This is a genomic window from Stenotrophomonas oahuensis, from assembly GCF_031834595.1.
Classification (GTDB): Bacteria; Pseudomonadota; Gammaproteobacteria; order Xanthomonadales; family Xanthomonadaceae; genus Stenotrophomonas; species Stenotrophomonas oahuensis.
The window spans coordinates 477616-491463 of the sequence record NZ_CP115541.1 but is presented as its reverse complement, the minus strand read 5'-3'; the positions used below and the strand labels follow the sequence as shown (position 1 = coordinate 491463).

Genomic DNA, 13848 nt, shown 5'->3' with positions numbered 1-13848 from the left:
GCCAGCGGTAGACGCAGGAGGGCACGCATGGGACTTCTCAGACAGCAGGGGTGAGCACAAGTTCCCGACAAAGCGGGAACCTGATCCTAGGGTGTTTATGATTTCTTAACAAGTGTTCGTTGACAAGTCTTGGTTCTCCCCAGAACAAAACTCGCACGGCCGTTACTGAAGCCGTTCAGGAGCCGGGGAGGCAACCCCGGCGTCATGGAACATTATGTCCAACTCCGTCAACGGAAAGTGATACTCCCGTCCGCAAAATTCGCATCGGATCTCGACGGAACCGGTTGGCTCGGCCGCGGCCCGGGCCTCTTCCTCGCCCAGCGACTGCAGCATGCCTTCAACCCGTTCCCGCGAGCAGGAGCAGGCAAAGCGCAGCGGGCGCTCGCCCAGCAGTTCCGGTTTTTCCTCGTGGAACAGCCGGTGCAGCAGGGTCTGGGCCGGCGTGTCCAGCAGTTCCTGCTTGCCCAGAGTCTCAAACAGGGCGCTGGCGCGGTCCCAGCCATCGGCATCGCCTTCATCGCCCGGCAGCTTCTGCAGCAGCAGGCCGGCAGCGCGGCTGCCATCGGCGGCCAGCAGCAGGCGGGTGGGCAACTGCTCGGACTGCCGGAAGTAGTCCTCGAAGGCTTCATCCAGTGCCGCCGCGTCCAGCCCGACCAGGCTCTGGTAGCGCTGCGGCTCACGCGGGTCCAGGCCCGGGTTTTCAATGGTGATGGCCAGCAGCGCGTCCGCGCCCAGTGCGGTCAGATCGCGCGAAACCTCGCCGCCGCCATCGGCCAGCTGCACCACGCCGCGCAGGGTGCCGGCCGCGGTGCACTCGGCAAACAGGGTACGCAGTGCGGTGCTGCTGCGCAGCTGGATCGACAGGCGACCGTCAACCTTGGTGTGGCCGGTGAACAAAGCCGCTGCCACGCTGGCTTCACCCAGCAGCTCGGTCGCCGCCGGCGGATAGCTGGCCGGGGCCTGGATTTCCTGCCAAGTGGCGTCCAGCTGGACGTGCACGCCGCGCACGCCGGCGTCGGGAAGCAGGAAGCGGGTGAGGGAGTCGGTCTGGGCAGTCATCAGGTCGTGGGCAGCTTATATAAAAGAGGGCAGGTTGCCGGATAATGCGCCGACAACCGTGTAAGCAGAGGATGCACCAGTAATGGGGGCAGAGCGTAGCAACCACAAGGCCGACACCGGCCTGGAATCCCCGCGTCCACGCCGCTGGCGCTGGAAGCTGCTGCTGTGGCTGCCGCTGCTGTTCGTGGCCGGAAGTGTGCTTCAGGTGGCCGTACTGCGCTTTGTGGATCCGCCGATGTCCACGGTGATGCTGTTGCGCTATGGCGAGGCGCTGGGCGAGGGCGACTGGAGCTATCGCCTGCATTACCAGTGGCGCGACCTCGATCAGATGGCCCCCAGCCTGCCGATCTCGCTGGTCGCCGCCGAAGACCAGCGCTTCCCCCAGCACAACGGGTTCGACCTGAAGGCCATCGAGAAGGCGCGCGACCACAACGCGCGCGGCGGCCGCCTGCGTGGGGCCAGCACGATCAGCCAGCAGGTCGCCAAGAACCTGTTCCTGTGGCAGGGCCGCAGCTGGGTGCGCAAAGGCCTGGAGGTCTGGTACACGTTGCTGATTGAAACCTTGTGGCCGAAATCGCGGATCCTGGAGATGTACGCCAACATCGCCGAGTTCGGCGATGGCATCTACGGAGCCCAAGCAGCTGCGCGCCAGTACTGGAACAAGGACGCCGCGCGGCTGACGCCGGCGGAAAGCGCGCGTTTGGCGGCGGTGCTGCCGGCCCCGAGGCGCTACAACGCGGCCAAGCCGGGGCCTTATGTGCAGCGCCGTGCCGCCTGGATCCAGCGCCAGGCGCGGCAGCTGGGTGGGGCCGGTTACCTGGGCGAGGACTGACGCATGCCGAACGAACGCCTGACCCTGGTCATCGCCGCGCATAACGAAGCCCAGGCGCTGCCCTTGCTGCACCCGCGCCTGCGCGCGGTGCTCGATGCGCTGCCGGACCTGGAGTGCGGGGTGCTGTATGTCGACGACGGCAGCACCGACGACACCTGGCAGGTCATGCAGGAACTGGCGGCCGACGATGCGTCGGTCGGGCTGCTGCGGCTGTCGCGCAACTTCGGCAAGGAGGCGGCGGTGACTGCCGGGCTGGATTTCGTCGATGCTGGCGCGGTGATGCTGCTCGATGCGGACGGCCAGGATCCGCCGGAGCTGATTCCCGAGTTCGTGGCGTTGTGGCGTCAGGGCTACGACAACATCTACGGCACCCGACTCGAGCGTGACGGCGAAAGCTGGTTCCGCCGTACCACGGCGGCGGCGTTCTACCGGGTGGTAAGGAGGCTGTCGAAAACGCCGATCCCGGCCGACACCGGCGACTTCCGGCTGTTGTCGCCGCGCGCGGTGCAGGCGCTCGGTCAGCTGCGTGAACGCCACCGGTTCATGAAGGGCCTGTTCGGCTGGGTGGGCTTCCGGCGCAAGGCGCTGCCGTACCACCGTCATGCGCGGATGGTGGGCAGCAGCAAGTTTGGATTCTGGAAGCTGTGGAATTTCGCCCTGGAGGGGATCACCAGCTTTTCCACCGCACCCTTGAGGGCCGCGACCTACCTGGGCCTGGCCACGGCCAGTTTCGCTTTCCTGTTCGGCATGTGGGTGATCGTCAAGGCGGCCCTGTATGGCGACCGGGTAGCGGGCTATCCGACCATGATGTCGGTGATCCTGTTCCTGGGCGGGGTCCAGCTGATCGCGCTGGGCCTGATTGGCGAGTATCTGGGAAGGCTGTACGAGGAGTCCAAGCAGCGGCCGCTGTATCTGGTTGACACCTGGCATGCACCGTCCGTGGCAGACTCGGCCCTGCATCCCATTGCTGGAGGGCAGGCAGATGACCACGGTACGGCAACTGTTGGAAGGCAAGTCTCCTGAGGTATTCGAGGTCCGCCCGGACGCGGCGGTGATCGACGCGATCCGGCTGATGGCAGAAAAGGGCATCGGCGCGGTGCTGGTGATGGACCAGGGCCATCTGGTCGGGATCCTGTCCGAGCGCGACTATGCACGCAAGATCGTGCTGCATGATCGCTCTTCGCGAAACACACAGGTCCGCGACATCATGACCGCGCAGGTGATCACTGTCGCCCCTGCCCAGCAGGTCGAACACTGCCTGCAGCTGGTCACAGACCACCGCATCCGTCATCTTCCGGTGGTGGACGAAAGCGGGGTGATCGGCGTGATCTCCATCGGCGATCTGGTCAAGTCGGTGATCGACGATCAGGCGCAGAAGCTGGATCAGCTGCAGCAGTACATCGTCGCTGGTTGAGGCCGGTAGTGACACGCCATGCGTGTCATCGCGGTCCCGAACGCGGCATTGATTGACACGCATGGCGTGTCACTACGCGGAATCTGGCATTTCGTCGCCGGGTTATTTTGCGTAGCGGCCGCCGCAGTTGCTGTCCTTGCCCGGACCGGTCTCGATGGTGGCCAGCAGGGCGGCCGGCGGGGTGATGCTGGCCAGCGTCAGCGCGATCGCACCGCGCACGCCCAGTGCCTTGAAGTCCGGGCGGAACGACGGAACCTTGAACGTGCCGCCGATCCGCAGCGGTGAGCGCAGCGCCAGGATGCTGATGTCCTTCGGGCGCGGCCGCAGCAGCAGATCCAGCTGCTCCTGTTTCAGATCCACCGTGCCTTCGCCCAGAATCAACGTGTCCTCGGTGTCGAAGGCCAGCGCGGTGGAGGTCATCACACCGCGTGCCACGCCGAAATCGCCCCACGCACATCGCAGGGGAATCTGCTTGTCGCCGGTGAACAGGAACTTCAGTGACTCGGCCACGTCCAGCCCGGCCAGTTCCATGATCAGGTTGCCGATGTGCCCCCGGCCCATGCCAACCGCTACGGTGCCGTCGGAACTGCCCAGCATCGCGGCTACCGAGTTGCCCTGGCCGCGCAGGTCGATATCACCGCTGATGCCGCCCGAAGCCTGCTCGGCCAGCTTCGCATCCGGGAACAGTTTGCCCAGCTGTACCTTGCGGATGCTGGCCTGCAGGCGGGTGTCGATGGTGTCCTTGCGCGCATCCAGTCGCACATTGCTGCGGATGTCGCCGCCGGCCACGCCGAAGTTCAGCGGCTGAAGCTGCAACAGGCCAGCGTCCAGGGTGAGGTGCGCATCCATGTCGTCCAACGGCAGCGAAGGCGCATTGATCCGCTGTGCCTTCCAGCGCACGTCGGCATCCATCGCGCGCAGCTTGGTCAGGTTATAGGGCGTATCCGGCAGTACCCGTGCGCTGGCCTTCAGTTCAGCGGCTTCGGCTTTCTGCTCGGCATTGGCCGACTCACCGCTGCCGGTTTTTGGTGGCGCGCCGACAAATCCGGCCAGGTCATCGAAGTCCAGTCGCTTGGAAAACAGTTCGGCCTTCAGGAAGGGGCGTTCGCGGCCCACTTCAATCTGCGCCGTGCCACCGAGGTCGCTGTCGCCTGCTGTGCCGGTGAAGTTCTCGTAGCGCCACACATCGTTGTTGCGCTTCAGCCGGCCCTTGAGTTTGTACGGCGGCGTCGACGGAATGGCCAAGCCGATCAGCGGATACAGGTCTTCCATATCCTGGCCACTGAGCATGAAGTCCAGATCGAAGGTGCGCAGCGCGAACGGATTGGTCAGCGTGCCACTGGCGATGGCATGGGTCGCGCCGGCGCGCCCGTCCAGGTGGATGCGGAACGGATGGTCGCTGTTGCTCAGCTCCAGCGGCGATTCGGTGTTGCCGTCCAGCGTGAACGGATTGCCCTGCCAGCGGCCTTTGCCCTTCACCAGCAGTGGCGGTGCACTATCAGGGTTCTTCGGCTTGCCGCTGTTCAACGCCACCAGAATGTCGGTCTTTCCAGCGGCATCCAGAAACTGCAGGCGGCCATCGTCGATCAGCAGGCGCTGCAGCACCGGCGGCTTACCGTCGCTGGGGCCCAGGAAATCCCAGTTGCCCGGCTGGTCCTTGCGCGGCGCGGTCTCCAGCAGCAGGTCCGGTCGGGTCATGCGGATTTCCGGAATCATCACCTGGCCACGCAGCAGGGGCCAGAAGCGCACATCAATTTCGGCCCGGTCCGCGCTGGCCATCTGCGGTTGCTTCGACCATTCGGCATTGGCGAAGGTCAGTCCATCACCCCGCACCGTCACCACGCGGCCCAGGTCCACATCCAAGTTCCCATTGATATGGAACTCACGCCCGGTCTTGGCCTGCACCGCCCGCTCCACCGGCCCCTTGAACCAGTTCCAGTCCCACAGCGCGATCACCAGCAGCACCAGCGCAACCAGAAACACCAGCACCGCCAGCCAACGCTGCCCGCGCTTGCCGGGACGACGCCACGACCAACGCGAGCGGGAAGACGCAACCTGAGCAGATTCAGTATTCACGCTCGCATCGTTGCCCGACCTGCGTGCACAGGACGCGAAGCAAAGGTAACCGCGATGTCAGCAGCACAACCAACGCCATCGTCCTGCGCACGTAACAATTCGTAGGTACCACGCCATGCGTGGTACCCGCGCGCAGCGCGGCACAAGCGTCCGAAGCCGCATGAAAACGGCGTCAATCAACTGGTCCGGCGTTTAGACCCAACCGAAGACGTGTGTCAGGCGTTCATGACGCCCGAACGAAGAGCAGCCACGCAGGGCGTGGCTCTACAGAACCTGTGCTGTCACGGCCACAAAGTGGCAGACGCTGCCGCCAATCACAAACAAATGCCAAATCGCATGCGAATACGGAATCGACTCGCGGTGATAAAAATACGTGCCCAAGGTGTAAGACAACCCACCGGCAAACAACCAGCCCAGCGTCCAGCCATCCATCGACGCCCACATCGGCTTGATCGCCACCACCACGAGCCAGCCCATGGCAATGTAGATCGCCGTCGACAGCAGCTTGAAGCGGCCGGTGTAGAACAACTTGAAGATCACCCCGAACACCGCCAGCGCCCAGATCGCGCTGAACAGACCCCAGCCCCACGGGCCACGCAGGCCGATCAGGGTGAACGGTGTATAGGTGCCGGCGATCAGCAGGTAGATCGCACAATGGTCGAACACCTTCAGTCGCCCCTTGGCCACCGGGTGCTGGATGGCGTGGTACAGCGTGGAGGCGGTGTACAACAGCAGCAGCGCAATGCCGAACACAATCGCGCTGGCCAGCTGCCAGCCGTCGCCGTAGATGGCGGCCAGGGTGATCAGGACGGCGCTGCCGGCCAGCGCGGCCACCGCGCCCAGACCGTGGGTCAGGGCGCTGGCGATTTCTTCTCGGACGGAAGCAACGGTAGTCATGTGCGATGCGATCCGCGGGGAGGGGGATCCCGCTCCCCCCTATCATCGCACGGCGGTGCTCAGCTGACGGAAATGCTGTGTGCGGCCTCGCGGGTGGCGGCGAAACGCACGTCTGGTGCGCGTTCCTGGGCCAGCTGCAGGTTGACCCGGGTCGGAGCCAGGTAGACCAGATGGCCCGCCGCGTCGATGCCGAGGTTGTTGGCATTCTTCTCGCGGAACTCTTCCAGCTTCTTCTCGTTGTCGCAGGTCACCCAGCGTGCGGTCGTCACGCTGACCGGCTCGAACACGGCTTCCACGCCGTACTCGTCCTTCAGCCGGTAAGCGGCCACGTCGAACTGCAGCACGCCCACGGCACCCAGAATGAGGTCGTTGCTCATCAACGGGCGGAAGAACTGGGTGGCCCCTTCTTCGGAGAGCTGGGCCAGGCCCTTCTGCAGTTGCTTGAGCTTGAGCGGATCGCGCAGGCGGGCGCGGCGGAACAGTTCCGGGGCGAAGTTGGGGATGCCGGTGAAGCTGACCGCTTCGCCTTCGGTGAAGGTGTCGCCGATGGAAATCGTGCCGTGGTTGTGGATGCCGATCACGTCGCCCGGCCACGCTTCGGCGGCGATTTCACGGTCGCTGGCCATGAAGGTCAGCGCATTGGCCAGCTTCATCTCCTTGCCGGTGCGCACATGGAAGGTCTTCATGCCGGCGGTGAAACGCCCCGAGCACACGCGCATGAAGGCGACCCGGTCGCGGTGCTGCGGATCCATGTTGGCCTGGATCTTGAACACGAAGCCGGTCAGCTTGTTTTCCTGCGGGGCAATCTCGCGGCCAGTGGTGGCGCGCGCCTGCGGCGACGGCGCATGCTCGACGAAGAAGTCCAGTAGCGGCTGTACGCCGAAGTTGTTCACGCCCGAGCCGAAGAACACCGGGGTCTGCTTGCCCGCCCGGTAGGCGTCCAGGTCGAACGGGTGACTGGCACCCTGCACCAGTTCCAGTTCGTCACGCAGCTCGGCCAGCATCTGTTCGCCGATTTTCTCGGCCAGCCCCGGCGAGTCGATCGACGGGAAGATGGTCGAGTCCTGGCGGGTGAAGTTGCGGCCCTGTTCGTACAGGTGCACTTCGCCGCTGATCAGATGCACCACGCCCTTCAGGCGCTGGCCCATGCCGATCGGCCAGGTCACCGGCGCGCACTGGATGCCCAGAACGCTCTCGACCTCGTCGAGCAGGTCGATCGGCTCCTTGCCTTCGCGGTCGAGCTTGTTGATGAAGGTCATGATCGGGGTGTCGCGCAGGCGGCACACCTCCATCAGCTTGATGGTGCGTTCTTCCACGCCCTTGGCGACGTCGATGACCATCAGCGCCGAGTCCACCGCGGTCAGCACCCGGTAGGTGTCTTCGCCGAAGTCAGCATGCCCGGGGGTATCGAGCAGGTTGACGATCTTGCCTTCGTACGGGAACTGCATCACCGAGGAGGTGACTGAAATGCCGCGTTCCTTTTCCAGTGCCATCCAGTCGGAGGTGGCGTGGCGCGCGGCCTTGCGGCCCTTGACCGAACCGGCCATCTGGATCGCGCCCCCGAACAGCAGCAGCTTTTCAGTCAGCGTGGTCTTGCCGGCGTCAGGGTGGGAAATGATGGCGAAGGTGCGGCGGCGCGCAGCTTCGGTAGCGACTTCGGACATGGCGTGGCGCGCCCGCCCGGGGCGCTTTTCAGAGAGATAAGCGCCTGATTATACCTGAGCGCTCAAGGGCTTGCGGCGGGCCCGGTGGGGCCGTCTTCACGTGCGAAGTGCAGCTCGCCCCGGTCGGTGACGATCCGCACCGGTACCGACTGCAGCTGCATGCCGGTATTGGCCTGGACCACAAAGTGAAGGTGGGGCGCCGTGCTGTAGCCGGTGTTGCCGGACAGCCCAATGCGCTGGCCGGTCTCGACCTGCTGGCCGCTGCGCACCAGTACGCCATTGGCGCGCAGGTGGGCATAGACCGCCATGCTGCCGTCCTCGTGCAGGATCCGGATGAAGTTGGCGCGCGTGCGGTCGCGCAGGGGGTCGGTGCCGTTTTCGGTGAAGTTGCCCTGCACCTGCATCACCTTGCCACGGCGCGCGGCCAGCACCGGCGTGCCTTCGGGCAGGGCGAAATCGATCGCATCGCGGTTTTCCGGGTCGCTGTGGCTGTAGCGGCCCTGCGGAGCCTGGGTGACCTGGAAGCGGGTGGAAATGAAGGGCAGGGCATAGGCCACGTCCTGCGGGCGGGCCGCCGGATCGCCCGGAATGGCTTCCAGCCGGACGTTCAGCCGTTGGGGCTGCGCTGGCAATGGTAGTTGCGCCACCACCACGCGCGCCGCCGGCTGCAGCACGGCCTGCACCGGCAAGCCGGGCAGCAACGCGGCACCCACGTCCTGGCTCAGGGTGATCTGCACCGGTCCTGCCAGGTGGTTGTCCACGCGCGCCTGCCAGCGCTCGCCGCTGCCTTCCAGCTGGACCGAAGCAATACCACCGGCGGCCTGCCGGGGCCCTTGGTCGGGGCCGCCTGTCAGCCCCCAGCCGGAACGCCAGTCCGGAGAAGCAGCGGCGCTGGCGAACAAGGGGCAGAGCAGCAGCGGCAGCAGGGTCCAGCGCATGTTCAGTCTTCCGGTGAATGTGGGCGGACTCTACGCAACCGGGTCGGTTGAGGAAAGGGTTGCCCGGTCGGCTTATTCGAAAAAAATATATCGCTTCATCCAGATGAAGGGATTGACATACTGATCCGGGGCTGGCATCGTGGCTCCACCATCGAGACCGGCAGAGGGACAGGCCCTTTGAAGCCGGGGCAGCCCGCAGCGTGCGCAAGCACCCTGCGTAGGTGCCAAATCCTGCGGGGACCGTGGCGTCCACCGAAAGATGGTTCGAATCGTGCGCTGTGCGCGCACTTCGAACGCGAGCTCCGCGAAAGCTCGATGGCCGTTTTCCTCTCCGGGATACCGCCATGACGTTCGCCACTGCAGCCGCCGTTTCTGAATCCTTCGTTCCGCTGAGCGTGCCGGTTGATGCCGGGCGTGCCGCCGTGCGCGGCGAGTTCGCCACCGTGCTGACGCTGCGCCATGCCGGCGCGCGCCCGGTCCGCCTGCGCTACGAACTGGTGGGCCGTGCAGACGCCCCGGTGGTGGTGCTGGCGGGGGGAATCTCCGCCCATCGCCATGTTGCCGCCAACACCGAGTTCGCCGAGAAGGGCTGGGCCGAAGGGTTGGTGGCTGCCGGACGTGCGCTCGATCCCGCGTCGCTGCGCATCCTGGCATTCGACTTTCTCGGCGCTGACGGTGCCCTGGACGTGCCGATCGACACCGCCGACCAGGCTGACGCGCTGGCCGTGCTGCTGGACCACCTCGGCATCGATCGTCTGCACGGCTTCGTTGGCTACTCCTACGGCGCACTGGTCGGCCAGCAGTTTGCGATCCGCCATCGCGCGCGCGTGACCCGTCTGGTGGCGGTCAGCGGCGCGCATCGTCCGCACCCCTATGCCGCAGCCTGGCGCGCGCTGCAGCGCCGCGCTGTCGCGCTCGGCCAATTGCAGTGCGCGGAAAGTCATGGCCTCAGCCTCGCGCGTCAGTTCGCCATGCTCAGTTACCGCACGCCGGAAGAGTTCGGTGAACGCTTCGATGCCGCACCGGAAGTGGTCAATGGCCGGGTCCGTGTCGCTGCCGAAGATTATCTGGATGCTGCGGGCGCGCAGTACGTCGGCCGCACGCCGGTGGAAGCCTACCTGCGTCTGTCCGAATCCATTGACCTGCACCGGGTCGACCCTGCCGCGATCAGCGTGCCCACCGTCGTGGTCGCCGTGGAGGGGGATCGCCTGGTGCCGCTGGCCGACCTGGTCGGACTGGTTGAAGGGCTGGGCCCGTTCGGCAGCCTGCGCGTGCTGCGCTCGCCGTACGGCCACGACGCCTTCCTCAAAGAAACCGATCGCATCGACGCGATCCTTGCCAACGCATTTCGCACCCCGGGAGAAAACGCATGAGCCTGTCCGCCGGTTCCGAGCCGAACTGTAGCCGTGTCACCGCCGCCGTGCGCGCCGGTATCGACCGCGATACCGCCTACGGCGCGGTGACCCCGCCGATCGTGCTGTCGTCGAATTTCAGCTTCGATGGCTTTGGCAACAAGCGCCAGTACGACTACACGCGCAGTGGCAACCCCACCCGCGACCTGCTGGGCGAAGCATTGGCCGAGCTTGAAGGCGGGGCGGGGGGCGTGATCACCTCCACCGGCATGGGGGCGATCAACTTGGTGCTCAATGCCCTGCTGCAGCCCGGCGATACCCTGGTGGTGCCGCATGACGCGTACGGTGGCAGCTGGCGTCTGTTCAACGCATTGGCGAAGAAGGGGCACTTCACCCTGGTGACCGCCGACCTGACCGATCCGCGCTCGCTTTCCGAAGCGCTGGCGCAGTCGCCAACGCTGGTGCTGGTGGAAACCCCGTCCAACCCGCTGCTGCGCATCACCGATCTGCGCTTTGTCATTGACGCCGCGCATCGGGCTGGTGCCAAGGTGGTGGTGGACAACACCTTCCTGTCGCCGGCGCTGCAGCAGCCCATTGCGTTCGGTGCCGACCTCGTCCTGCACTCCACCACCAAATACATCAATGGCCACAGCGATGTGGTCGGCGGCGCGGTGGTGGCGCGTGATCCTCAGCTGCACGAGCAGCTGGTGTGGTGGGCCAATGCGTTGGGCCTGACCGGCTCGCCGTTTGACGCGTTCCTGACCCTGCGTGGCCTGCGCACGCTGGGTGCGCGCCTGCGCGTGCACCAGGAAAACACCGCCGCCATTGTTGACCTGCTGGCGACCAGCGATGCGGTGGCCCAGGTCTACTACCCGGGTCTGGCCGATCACCTCGGCCACGCCATTGCCGCACGCCAGCAGAGTGGTTTCGGCGCGATGCTCTCGTTCGAACTGGCGTCCTGTCCGGGTGACGATCCGCACGCCGCTGTGCGCGCCTTCGTTGACGGTCTGCGCTGTTTCACCCTGGCCGAATCGCTGGGCGGCGTGGAAAGCCTGGTGGCGCATCCCGCAACCATGACCCATGCGGCCATGACCCCGGAAGCCCGTGCACATGCGGGTATCAGCGAGGGGCTGTTGCGCCTGTCGGTGGGCATCGAGGACGCGCAGGACCTGGTGGCCGACCTGCAGGCCGGACTGGCCCGCGCGCAGGCGGTCATTGATGCGCAGTCGCGCGCCGCGCTGCGCAAACAGGTGGATGCATGAGCGCGGTGCTGCCGCTGGTGCGTGAACAGCCCCGGCGTCTGGCATTGCTGGGTACCGGCACGGTGGGCAGCGCATTCGTGCAGCGCTATCAGGTGTTGCAATCGCGTGGTGTGACCCTGCCGCGGTTCTCATGGCTGGCCAATTCGCGTACTACCTTCCGCTGTAGTGCCGAACCCGTGCTTGAGCTGGAGCAGGCCAACCGCGCTGCGCGGACCGTGCCCGCGCTGCAGCCCTGGGCCGAGGCGGAGGGATTGCAACGCGGTGACGTGGTGGTCGACGCCACGGCCAGCGATGAGGTCGCCAACTGGCACGAGCAGTGGTTGGCGCGGGGCGTGCACGTGGTGACCGCCAACAAACTCGGGCAGGGCACCCACTGGTCGCGTGCCGAGGCCATTGCAGAAAGCGGCACGCAGGGCGGTGCCCGCTACGGCGACAGCGCCACGGTAGGGGCGGGGCTGCCCCTGCTCAGCAGCCTGCGTGCGCTGGTGGCCGGTGGCGATCACATTCACCGGGTAGAAGGCGTGCTGTCCGGCTCACTGGCCTGGCTGTTCCATCACTACGACGGGCAGCGTCCGTTCTCGGCGTGGGTGGGGGATGCGCTCAGTGCCGGCTACACCGAACCGGACCCGCGCGTGGACCTGTCTGGCGAGGATGTGCGCCGCAAGCTGCTGATCCTGGCGCGGGCCAGCGGCATCGCGCTGCGCAGCGAGCAGGTCCAGGTCACGTCGCTGGTGCCGGACGCGCTCGCGCGCCTGCCATTGGAAAATGCCTTGGCACAGCTGTCCCTGCTCGACGCAGACATTCAACAGCAATGGCGTCAGTCACGTCTGGAGGGTGGCTGTCTGCGCTTTATTGGCGGCTTTGATCACTTGGGTGCTCAGGTCGGCTTGCGGATTGTGTCGCAGGACCATCCGCTCGCCGGTGGCGCACAGACCGATAACCGGGTCGCCATCCATAGCGACCGCTACAACGCCCAGCCGCTGCTGATCCAGGGGCCGGGTGCGGGAGCAGAGGTAACGGCCGCCGCGTTGCTGGACGACGTGCTGTCCATCACCCGGGTGTAGGGACGCGCCATGCGCGTCCGCTCTTCGTTCCGCGGTCATGAACGTCTGATACGGGCTTCGATCAGGGTTAAACGTTGGCCTGTATCTGGTTCGTCCGGATCGCCGGCTTCGGACGCTTGTGCCGCGCTGCGCGCGGTTGACACGCACGGCGTGTCACTACGAATTGTTACGTGCGCAGGATGATTGCGCTGTTCGCCGGGCGTTCGCCCGGCGGATCTTCGGATGCCGTCTGCGGCGTCATTTCCCCGCGGCCAGCGCCTTTAGCAATGCCGCGTTGAATTGCGCCGGGTCCTGCACCTGCGGCGAATGCCCGAGCTCATCGAAGGTCACCAGCGTCGCGCCGGGAATCGCCGCGGCGGCGGCCTTGCCCAGCGCGGGGTAGTCGCCCAGTGTGGCCTTCAGCGCCGCCGGAGCCAAGTCCCGACCGATGGCGGTGCGGTCTTTCTGCCCGATGAACAGCGTGGTCGGCACACGCAGGTTCGGCAGCTCGTAGACCACCGGCTGGTTGAACACCATGTCCGACGTCAGCGCCTGGCTCCAGGCCACGGCCTGCTGGCCGGGGCCGGCGTACATGCCGGACTGCATCAAGGCCCAGTGCTCATACTCCGGCTTCCATTCGCCGCCGTAGTACACCTCCAGCTGGTACTTCTTGATTGAGTCGAAGTTCGTCTTCAGTTCGTTGGCATACCAGGCGTCCACGCTGCGCCACGGCACCCCCTTGGCCTTCCAGTCTTCCAGTCCGATCGGATTGACCAGCGCCAGATGACGCAGCTGCTGCGGATACTGCAGCGCGAAGCGCGTGGCCAGCATGCCGCCCATCGAATGGCCGACCAGGTCGACCTTGGTCCCGTCCAGTTTCAGGTAGGTCAGCAGGGCCTGGGTATTGGCGGCCAGCTGACCGAATGAATACTGGTAGCGCAGCGGTTTGCTGGATTTGCAGAACCCGATCTGGTCCGGTGCGATTACCCGGTAACCGGCTGCACTGAGTGCGCTGATCGCCTCTTTCCAGGTGCCGGCGCAGAAGTTCTTGCCATGCAGCAGCACCACCGTGCCGAGGGGCCGGCCACTGGCGGGAACATCCAGGTACGCCATTTCCAGCGATTGCCGCTGCGAATCGAAGGTAAAGGTCTTGACCGGCCATCCGTAGTCGAAGCCCTGCAGGCGGGCGTCGTAGGTGGGGGCCGCGAGGGCGGTCAGGGGCAGGCAGGCAAGCAGGGCGGCGGCCAGGATGCGCATGGCGGTCTCCAGGAAAAGATCCCCGAGCATAACCGCGCGCGCCGCATCGTGCCG

The 13848-nt window shown here is 65.7% G+C and carries 12 protein-coding genes and 1 riboswitch; of the genes, 6 read left to right on the top strand and 6 right to left on the bottom strand.

Going from position 1 to position 13848, the window contains the following annotated elements; all coding sequences use genetic code 11:
- Positions 1–162 precede the first annotated feature (162 nt).
- Positions 163–1059 (bottom strand): Hsp33 family molecular chaperone HslO, encoded by an 897-nt coding sequence (gene hslO, locus PDM29_RS02180; protein WP_311192268.1) that lies wholly within the window; start codon positions 1057–1059, stop codon positions 163–165.
- A gap of 82 nt (positions 1060–1141) precedes the next feature.
- On the opposite strand from hslO, the gene mtgA reads away from it, so the two are divergent.
- The 3 genes from mtgA to PDM29_RS02165 are packed head-to-tail and all read left to right on the top strand — an operon-like array spanning position 1142 to position 3305.
- Complete coding sequence (gene mtgA / locus PDM29_RS02175) at positions 1142–1891, top strand: monofunctional biosynthetic peptidoglycan transglycosylase (protein WP_311192267.1); 750 nt, start codon at positions 1142–1144, stop codon at positions 1889–1891.
- A 3-nt stretch (positions 1892–1894) separates the two neighbouring features.
- The gene (locus PDM29_RS02170; protein ID WP_311192266.1) at positions 1895–2914 is read left to right on the top strand and encodes a glycosyltransferase family 2 protein; all 1020 of its coding nucleotides are present in this window, start codon (positions 1895–1897) and stop codon (positions 2912–2914) included.
- A complete protein-coding gene (locus PDM29_RS02165; protein WP_311192264.1) occupies positions 2874–3305 on the top strand; it encodes a CBS domain-containing protein in 432 nt (143 codons plus the stop codon). The genes PDM29_RS02170 and PDM29_RS02165 overlap by 41 nt, the downstream gene beginning before the upstream one ends.
- A 102-nt stretch (positions 3306–3407) precedes the next feature.
- Here the strand turns inward: PDM29_RS02165 and PDM29_RS02160 are convergent, their stop codons facing one another.
- The 4 genes from PDM29_RS02160 to PDM29_RS02145 all read right to left on the bottom strand — a co-directional run bounded on the left by PDM29_RS02160 (position 3408) and on the right by PDM29_RS02145 (position 8880).
- On the bottom strand, positions 3408–5381 hold the full coding sequence (locus tag PDM29_RS02160) for an AsmA family protein (protein ID WP_425508703.1): 1974 nt from the start codon (positions 5379–5381) through the stop codon (positions 3408–3410).
- Positions 5382–5645: 264 nt separating this feature from the next.
- Positions 5646–6278 carry a PAQR family membrane homeostasis protein TrhA gene (gene trhA / locus PDM29_RS02155; RefSeq protein WP_311192262.1) on the bottom strand — a complete coding sequence of 211 codons (633 nt, stop codon included), beginning with the start codon at positions 6276–6278 and terminating at the stop codon, positions 5646–5648.
- A 59-nt stretch (positions 6279–6337) separates the two neighbouring features.
- A complete protein-coding gene (locus PDM29_RS02150; protein WP_311192261.1) occupies positions 6338–7942 on the bottom strand; it encodes a peptide chain release factor 3 in 1605 nt (534 codons plus the stop codon).
- Positions 7943–8004: 62 nt separating this feature from the next.
- The gene (locus PDM29_RS02145; protein WP_311192260.1) at positions 8005–8880 is read right to left on the bottom strand and encodes a M23 family metallopeptidase; all 876 of its coding nucleotides are present in this window, start codon (positions 8878–8880) and stop codon (positions 8005–8007) included.
- A gap of 145 nt (positions 8881–9025) precedes the next feature.
- Positions 9026–9146: riboswitch (SAM riboswitch) on the top strand.
- A 78-nt stretch (positions 9147–9224) separates the two neighbouring features.
- Between PDM29_RS02145 and metX the strand changes: the two genes are divergently transcribed.
- Genes metX through PDM29_RS02130 form a run of 3 tightly spaced genes read left to right on the top strand, consistent with a single transcriptional unit; the run spans position 9225 to position 12558 of the window.
- On the top strand, positions 9225–10253 hold the full coding sequence (gene metX, locus PDM29_RS02140) for a homoserine O-succinyltransferase MetX (protein ID WP_311192259.1): 1029 nt from the start codon (positions 9225–9227) through the stop codon (positions 10251–10253).
- Entirely contained in the window at positions 10250–11494 is a 1245-nt protein-coding gene (locus PDM29_RS02135) for an O-succinylhomoserine (thiol)-lyase (protein WP_311192258.1), read from the top strand. The genes metX and PDM29_RS02135 overlap by 4 nt, the downstream gene beginning before the upstream one ends.
- Positions 11491–12558 carry a homoserine dehydrogenase family protein gene (locus PDM29_RS02130; RefSeq protein WP_311192257.1) on the top strand — a complete coding sequence of 356 codons (1068 nt, stop codon included), beginning with the start codon at positions 11491–11493 and terminating at the stop codon, positions 12556–12558. The genes PDM29_RS02135 and PDM29_RS02130 overlap by 4 nt, the downstream gene beginning before the upstream one ends.
- A 237-nt stretch (positions 12559–12795) precedes the next feature.
- On the opposite strand, the gene PDM29_RS02125 is transcribed toward PDM29_RS02130, so the two are convergent.
- Positions 12796–13794: an alpha/beta fold hydrolase gene (locus tag PDM29_RS02125; RefSeq protein ID WP_311192256.1), complete on the bottom strand. Its 999-nt coding sequence runs from the start codon at positions 13792–13794 to the stop codon at positions 12796–12798.
- Positions 13795–13848 lie beyond the last annotated feature (54 nt).